Below are 7,661 nucleotides of genomic sequence, written 5' to 3' on the forward strand. Positions count from 1 at the left end.
AGACAGCCTTCCGGCGCGCTGCTCAGCTGAGTTAATGGAGGTGCCCAGCTTCAAACTTATGTCGAAATTATCATCAATTTTTACGATCAATACCTTACTAAAATGCCTCTCAAGATTGATCGTAACAGTATCGCTATTCTTAAATGGCGTAATTGTTTTTACTTCAATGAAATCATTGCCGATCTTGCCGTCAGATCCCTGTGCATAATCTCGATGCAATTTCAATCCATGTGTGATAGCGCCAAATATTTCGCCAACGTCTCCATAAATATGAAGGTGCTTCCCAGTAATATTATTGTAATCCATTGCTGCACGCATAAGACTTTGGAGTATTGGAACTAGCTCAACGTCGTAGTGTGGAAACTCGGCTTCGAACTCGAGCCGCGCAAGGTGGGAGTTTATCTCTGTCCAAGTAATCCATTCGCCATCATCATATATGGCATTATCGTCGTTCCACATCTTCGCCTCGGCATTTGGTTCTGATGTATCGATAGCGAGGAATAGTGAAAATTCTGTTCAAATGATAAAACTCTGAAGGCTTCGCATTGATTCGAAAGCACTTTGGAGATCAGCCAGCGATCTCACATGCTTGAAATGATACAAGAAAAAAGGCCGCAGCATGTGCTGCGGCCCTTTTCGGAATTCAAGGCTAATGCGTTCAGCCCACAATCTCGGTCTGCGCGAAGAAGTACGCGATCTCGATCGCGGCATTCTCGTCGCTGTCCGAACCGTGCACGGTGTTGGCTTCGATCGATTCGGCCAGTTCCTTGCGGATGGTGCCGGCGTCGGCGTTGGCCGGGTTGGTGGCGCCCATGATGGCGCGATAGGCTGGAACGGCGTCTTCGCCTTCCAGCACCTGCACGACGACCGGGCCGCTGATCATGAAGGCGACCAGTTCACCGAAGAAGCCGCGCTCGCGGTGGACGGCGTAGAAGCCCTCGGCCTGGGCCTGGGTCAGGTGCAGGCGCTTTTGCGCGACGATGCGCAGGCCAGCGCCTTCGATCATCGTGTTCACCTTGCCGGTGATGTTGCGACGGGTGGCATCGGGCTTGATGATCGAGAAGGTGCGCGTGATCGCCATGGAAAATTCCTGTGTTGCAGTGCGGGATGAAGGATGCGCGGCCCCCTACAGGCCGCGCCCCCTGATTGCAAGCCGTGAGCGGCGGCTTCAGCCTTCGAAATTGTCCGCCACGAAGCGATCGAGCAGACGCACACCGTAACCGGTGGCGCCCTTGTCGAACAGCGCGCCCGGCTTGTTGGCCCACACCGTGCCGGCCACATCAAGATGCGCCCACTTCACGCCGGGCTTGATGAAGCGGCCGATGAACTGCGCCGCGGTGATCGAGCCGCCTTCACGCGGGCCGACATTCTTGATGTCGGCAATGTCGCTGTCGATCAGCTTGTCGTAGGCGTCGCCGATCGGCATCCGCCACAATTTCTCGCCCACGGCATTGCCGGCCGCGTTGAGCTGCCCGGCCAAGCCATCATCATTGCAGAACATGCCGGCATGTTCATTGCCCAGGCTGATGATGATCGCGCCGGTGAGCGTGGCGAGATCGACCACCACTTCCGGTCCGAATGTTTCCTGCGCCCACCAGATCGCATCGCACAGCACCAAGCGGCCTTCGGCATCGGTGTTGATCACTTCCACCGTCTGGCCGTTCATGGTGGTGACCACGTCGCCGGGGCGCTGGGCGTTGCCGTCGGGCATGTTCTCCACCAGGCCAACCACGCCCACCACATGCGCCTTGGACTTGCGCGCGGCGATGGCGTGCATCGCGCCCGTCACGGCACCCGCGCCGCCCATGTCCCACTTCATGTCTTCCATGCCCGCCGGCGGCTTCAGGCTGATGCCGCCGGTATCGAAGGTGACGCCCTTGCCCACCAGGCACACCGGCTTCACGTCGTCCCGGCCGGTGCCGTTCCAGCGCATCGCCAATATGCGCGCCGGGCGCACCGAACCCTGCGCCACGCCAAGCAGTGCACCCATGCCGAGCTTCTTCATGTCGGCATCGTCAAGAATGGTCAGTTCCACGCCCAGCGCGGCCAGATCGCGGGCGCTTTCGACGAAGCTTTCAGGATAGATCACGTTCGGCGGCTCGGAAACCAGCGTGCGGGTGCGGGCCACACCGCCGGCAATCGCCATCAGCCTGTCGTGCGCCGTCACGTCGCCGGCGCCCACGATGGCCAGGCTGGTCAGCGTCGGCTTCTGCTTGTCCTTCTGCTTCGTGCGATATTGATCAAAGCGCCACGAGCGCAGCACGGCGCCATGACCCAGGTGCGCGGCCAGATCGCCAGCCAGCACGCCGGTCACATCCACGCTCGCCGTCGTTTCGCCGCTCAGCAGCAACCGGGCGGCGATGGCGCCACCGATGCGTTCGGCCACGCTGGCATCGATCTTGTCGGCCGGGCCCGTGCCCACCACAAGCAGCCGCACATGGGAAATGCCGGCCGGGGCCAACAACTCGACGATTTCACCCACCCCGCCTTCAAAGCGTGCGGCCTTGACGGCAGACTGCACCGCGCCCTTGGCGGCGGTATCAACAGCCTTCGCGCCCGCCGAAAGTGCGCCATCCGCTCCGGCAAACACCACCAGCGCGGCGACCGGTTCAGCCACAGTGGCCAGATAGGAAATGGCGAGCATGAAAATCCCTTTCGATTCGAACAGGGGTTCTGATTAGGCCGCGCCCATCGCTTCGCCAAGCAGATGGTTGCAGGCCCGGCATGGCCCGGCTATCGCACCTGTTGTGCCCGCCTACGCCGCCATCCCCGTCTTGCGCGCCAGCCTGTTGCTGGCAACGGCCACATTGGCGCTGCTGCCGGCGCCGGCGCTGGCGCAGCGCATGTCTCCGGCCCTGTTGGGCAACAGGGAGCCGGCCAACCGCGATCCCGATGCGCCGCCGCGCCGCACCAACCTGCCGGCGCCCGGCGACGTGGTGGATTTCGAAGCCGATCAGCTGAGTTATGATGAAGAACGCCAGCTGGTGATCGCCAGCGGCCGGGTGAAGGTGTCACGCGAAGGCTATGCGCTGCTGGCCGATCGGGTGGAATATGCCCGCGGCAGTGACACCAAGGCCGGCGAGGTGGTGGCCATCGGCAATGTGCAGATCACCGATCCGTCCGGCAACCAGGCGCTGGGTGACCGCATCACCCTGTCTGACAGCTTGAAGGATGGTGCCATCGCCAACATGCTGCTGGTGCTGAACGATGGCGGCCGGCTGGGGGCGAAGGCCGCCACGCGCAGCGACCGCCGCTACACGATGGATCGCGCCGTCTATTCCCCCTGCGCCGTGGTGGACAGCGAAGGCTGCCCGCAGGCACCGGTGTGGAAGATCAAGGCGGTGAAGATCAATTATGATCAGGGCCGCCACCGCATTTCGTATCGCGATGCCAGCCTGGAAATGTTTGGCGTGCCGGTGTTCTGGCTGCCAAGCCTTTCCCACCCCGATGGCGATTCCCCGCGCGCCGGCGGGGTGCTGGTGCCGGCGGTGGAAATCCAGCGGCAGCTGGGCGTGGGTGTTTCGGCGCCGATCCATTTCGCCACCGGACCGGATCAGGATTTCACCATCACCCCCTGGCTTTACACCGCCACCAATCCGGCGCTGGCCTTCCAGGCGCGGCGGCTGCTGAAGGATGGCCCGATTCAGGTCGATGGGATGTTCACCTTCTCGCGCCGGTTCGATCTGGCTGCCGATGGCGTGACCGAAGTGGACCAGGGTGAACGCTTCCGCGGCTATCTGGGCGTGAAGGGCCGCTTGCAGCACGACAGCAAATGGCGATCGGTGTTTTCGGTGCGGCTCACCTCCGACGATACGTTCAACCGCCGTTATGGCCTGGGCTTTGATGATACGCTGCGATCATCCTATGCGCTGGAACGGGTGACGGATGAAAGCTGGCTGTCGATTTCAGCCTGGTATTTCCAGGGCCTGCGCGCCACCGATCGCGCTGGCGAGATCCCACTGGCCCTGCCGCTGATCGATTACGACTGGCGGCCCGATTGGAGCGTTGCCGGCGGCAAGGTGCGGCTGGGGGCCAATTCACTGCTGCTCACGCGTTCGAGCGGGCAAGACATGTTCCGCGCTGTAGGCTGGGGCCGCTGGGATCGTAGCCTGTACACGCAGCTCGGCCAGCGCATCAGCTTCACCGGGCTGGTGCGCGGCGATCTGTACGATGTGCGCAATTCGGCTCTGGCCACCTTCCCCGAATACGCTGGCCGCGATGGCTGGCGCGGGCGCGCTGTGGCACTGGCGGCAGTGGATCTCAGCTGGCCGTTTGCCGGCCCGGCCTTCGGCGGCGAGCAGGTGATCAGCCCGCGCGTGCAGCTGGTCGCCGCACCGCGCATCGCCAACAATGGCTTTGCCAACGAAGATGCCCGCGCCTTCGAACTGGAAGACGTGTCGCTGTTCGATCTCAACCGCACGCCTGGGCTTGATCGCGTGGAAAGCGGCAGCCGCCTCACCTATGGCGCCGAATATACGCTCGATCGGCCCGGCTGGCAGCTGCGCGCCGAAATCGGCCAGTCGCTGCGATTGAACGGTGATGGCAGCGAATTTGCCGATGGCACCGGCTTTCGCGGCCGCGTTTCCGATGTGGTGGGCCGCACCAGCCTGAAGATCGGCCGGCTGGTGGAGCTCACCCACCGCTTCCGGCTCGACAAGGACAATTTCGCCGTTCGCCGCAATGAAATCGATCTTACGCTGGGTGGCCGGCGTTCCTATGTGTCGGCGGCCTATATCCGGCTCAACCGCAACGTCACGCTGGAAGATCTGGAAGACCGGCAGGAACTGCGCATCGCCGGGCGCGTGGCGATCGCGCGTTACTGGGCGCTGTTCGGCAATGCGATCATCGATCTGACCACCAGGGCCGAAAATCCGCTGGCCAATGGCGATGGCTTCCGCGGTATCCGCCACCGGGTTGGCATCCAGTATGAGGATGAATGTTTCCGCTTCGGCATTGGTTGGCGCCGCGACTATGTGGGCGACCGCGATTTCCGCCCCGGCAACAATTTCCAGATCAGCATTGCCTTCAAGACGCTGGGTCAATGATGTTTTCAGCGGCCGTTCAGGCGCCGGGCGCCATTGCAGCCCGGTCTGGCCCAAACCACTGGGCCCAAACAAGCGCTTTCCCCGGCCGCTTCCCTTGCGCTAAGGACATGGCATCGGGGGGTGCGCTTCGGCGCTTCGGAGCATTTGAATGAAGGTGAAATTTCTGAACGGAGCGCTGGCCCCAGTCGTTGCTGTTGCCATGGCACTTGCTCTGGCAGTGCCCACCGGCAACGCCAGCCTGTTCGCCCAGGCGGCCACCCGCACCTTTTCGGCCAATGATCTTCCCGAACTGGTGGTGCTGGGCGATGTCGATCCCACGCTTCGCAAGGCCCAGGCCATCGTCAATGGCGATGTGATCACCGATACCGACATCGATCAACGGTTGGGCCTGGTGCTGGCAGCCAACGGCGGCCGCATCGACGACGCCGAAAAACAGCGTTTGCGCCTGCAGATCATCCGCAACCTGATCGATGAAAAACTGCAGCTGCAAGAAGCATCCGAGAACGACGTCCGCATTCCCGAAGCTGAAGTGACCCGATCGTTCGAGCGCATCGCCCAGAATTTCAAGCGCACGCCGGTCCAGTTCGAAGCCTATCTGCGGCAAAACAACAGCTCGTCCAACAGCCTGAAGGCCCAGATCCGCGCCGAAATGGCGTGGAGCCGGGTGCTGCGCCGCAAAGTCGAACCGATGGTCAATGTCGGCGACGATGAAGTCCAGCAGGTGATCGACAAATTGAACGCCGCCAAGGGCAAGGACGAGTTTCATGTCGGCGAAATCTTCCTGTCGGCCACGCCCGAAACGCTTGATGCGGTGATGCAGGATGCCTCGCGCATCGTCGGCCAGGTACGCGGCGGCGCCAGCTTCGTCGCCTATGCCCGCCAGTTTTCCGAAGCCTCTTCGGCCGGCCTTGGTGGCGATCTGGGCTGGGTGCGCGGCGAACAGCTGAACAACGCCGTGTCTGCGGCGGTGGCGGCGCTGGAGCCGGGGCAGGTCACCGATGCCATCCCGGTGACGGGCGGTGTCGCCATCATGGCGCTGATCGAAAAGCGCCAGGTGCTGGCTGCCGATCCGTTGATGGCGCAGCTCAGCCTGAAACAGCTCACCATCCCGTTGAAGGCCGATACCACCGAAGCCCAGGCCCGCGCCAAGGTGCAGGAAATCGGTACGCTCAGCCAGAACATGGGCGGCTGTGGCGGCGTCGAGGCACTGGCGCAGAAGGTGGGCGGTGAAGTCGCTGTCAACGATGCCGTGCGCATGAAGGATCTGCCGGCGCAGTTGCAGGCCATATTGGGCCGCATGTCGATCGGCGAAGCCACCCCGGCCTTCGGTTCAGCCGAAGAAGGCCTGCGCGTGCTGGTGCTGTGCGGCCGCGATGACAGCCAGGTACAGGCCAAGGCGCCCAATTTCGAGGAAATCTACGCCCAGATGAACGATGAGCGCGTCAACATGCGCGCCCGCCGTTACCTGCGCGATCTGCGGCGCGACGCCATCGTCGATTATCGTTGATGGTGCCCACCCCGGCGCCATTGGCCGTTTCGATCGGCGATCCGGCCGGCATCGGCCCGGAAATCATCGCCGGCGCCTGGGAACGCCGCCATGAAGCCGGGTTGCCGCCGTTTCTCGCCATTGGCGATGCGCGCTCGATCCGCGCCGTGTGGGATGGGCCGATAGCCGTCCTGTCTGATCCGGCGTCCGCGGCCGCCGCCTTTGATGGCGCACTGCCGCTGATCCAGGTTGATGATCCCGGCGAGATCCTGCCGGGCGAACCCAATCTGGCCGGCGCCCGTTGCGCGCTGGACAGCCTGGAACTGGCCGCCGGCATCACCCGGCAGGGCATGGCATCGGCGCTGGTCACCGGGCCGGTGTCCAAGGCACAATTGTTTGCCATCGGCTTTACCTATCCGGGCCAGACCGAATTCGTCGCCGAGCGCTGTGGGATTTCGCCAGCCAATGCCGTGATGATGCTGGCTGGGCCGTCGTTGCGCACCGTTCCGCTCACCGTGCACGTGCCGCTGGCCGAGGTGCCGCGGCTGGTCACTGCCGATCTGATCATCACCCGCGCCCGCATCACCGCCCGGGCGCTGACCCGCGATTACGGCATCGAAAACCCGCGTCTGGCCATCGCCGGCCTCAACCCGCACGCCGGCGAACAGGGCACACTGGGCCGCGAGGAAATGGAGATCATCCGCCCGGCCATCGAAGCCCTTCGCGCAGAGGGCATCGACGTGATCGGGCCGCTGCCCGCCGATACCATGTTCCATCCCGCCGCCCGGGCCCGCTATGATGTGGCGCTGTGCATGTATCATGATCAGGCGCTGATCCCGCTGAAGGCGCTGCATTTCGATGATGGCGTCAACGTCACGCTCGGCCTGCCGATCGTGCGCACGTCGCCCGATCATGGCACCGCCTTCGATATCGCCGGCAAGCGGCTGGCCACCCCCAGCGCCATGATCGCCGCCATCCGCATGGCCGGCGAATGCGCCGCCCGCCGCGCCGCCGGCTGACGTCGTGAGCCTGACCACCCTGCCGCCGCTGCGCGAAGTCATCGCCCGGCACGGCCTCAACGCCAAGAAATCGCTCGGCCAGAATTTCCTCACTGATACCAATCTGCTCGA

The 7,661-nt window shown here is 63.3% G+C and carries 6 protein-coding genes; 3 read left to right on the forward strand and 3 right to left on the reverse strand.

Annotation, left to right across the window (positions count from 1 at the left end):
• The 3 genes from RT662_RS03240 to RT662_RS03250 all read right to left on the reverse strand — a co-directional run.
• Window positions 1–459: hypothetical protein (locus RT662_RS03240; RefSeq protein ID WP_313669113.1), on the reverse strand; the 459-nt coding region annotated here is incomplete at its 3' end.
• Window positions 460–658: 199 nt separating this feature from the next.
• Window positions 659–1,081 (reverse strand): nucleoside-diphosphate kinase, encoded by a 423-nt coding sequence (gene ndk, locus RT662_RS03245; protein ID WP_313669114.1) that lies wholly within the window; start codon window positions 1,079–1,081, stop codon window positions 659–661.
• Between the two features lie 87 nt (window positions 1,082–1,168).
• Window positions 1,169–2,644 (reverse strand): leucyl aminopeptidase, encoded by a 1,476-nt coding sequence (locus tag RT662_RS03250; protein WP_313669116.1) that lies wholly within the window; start codon window positions 2,642–2,644, stop codon window positions 1,169–1,171.
• A 103-nt stretch (window positions 2,645–2,747) separates the two neighbouring features.
• On the opposite strand from RT662_RS03250, the gene RT662_RS03255 reads away from it, so the two are divergent.
• The 3 genes from RT662_RS03255 to pdxA all read left to right on the forward strand — a co-directional run bounded on the left by RT662_RS03255 (window position 2,748) and on the right by pdxA (window position 7,550).
• Entirely contained in the window at window positions 2,748–5,045 is a 2,298-nt protein-coding gene (locus RT662_RS03255) for an LPS assembly protein LptD (RefSeq protein ID WP_313669118.1), read from the forward strand.
• 199 nt (window positions 5,046–5,244) lie between these two features.
• On the forward strand, window positions 5,245–6,552 hold the full coding sequence (locus RT662_RS03260) for a peptidylprolyl isomerase (protein ID WP_313669120.1): 1,308 nt from the start codon (window positions 5,245–5,247) through the stop codon (window positions 6,550–6,552).
• Window positions 6,552–7,550: a 4-hydroxythreonine-4-phosphate dehydrogenase PdxA gene (gene pdxA, locus RT662_RS03265; RefSeq protein WP_313669122.1), complete on the forward strand. Its 999-nt coding sequence runs from the start codon at window positions 6,552–6,554 to the stop codon at window positions 7,548–7,550. The genes RT662_RS03260 and pdxA overlap by 1 nt, the downstream gene beginning before the upstream one ends.
• Window positions 7,551–7,661 lie beyond the last annotated feature (111 nt).

The organism is Sandarakinorhabdus sp., assembly GCF_032115815.1.
Lineage (GTDB): Bacteria > Pseudomonadota > Alphaproteobacteria > Sphingomonadales > Sphingomonadaceae > Sandarakinorhabdus.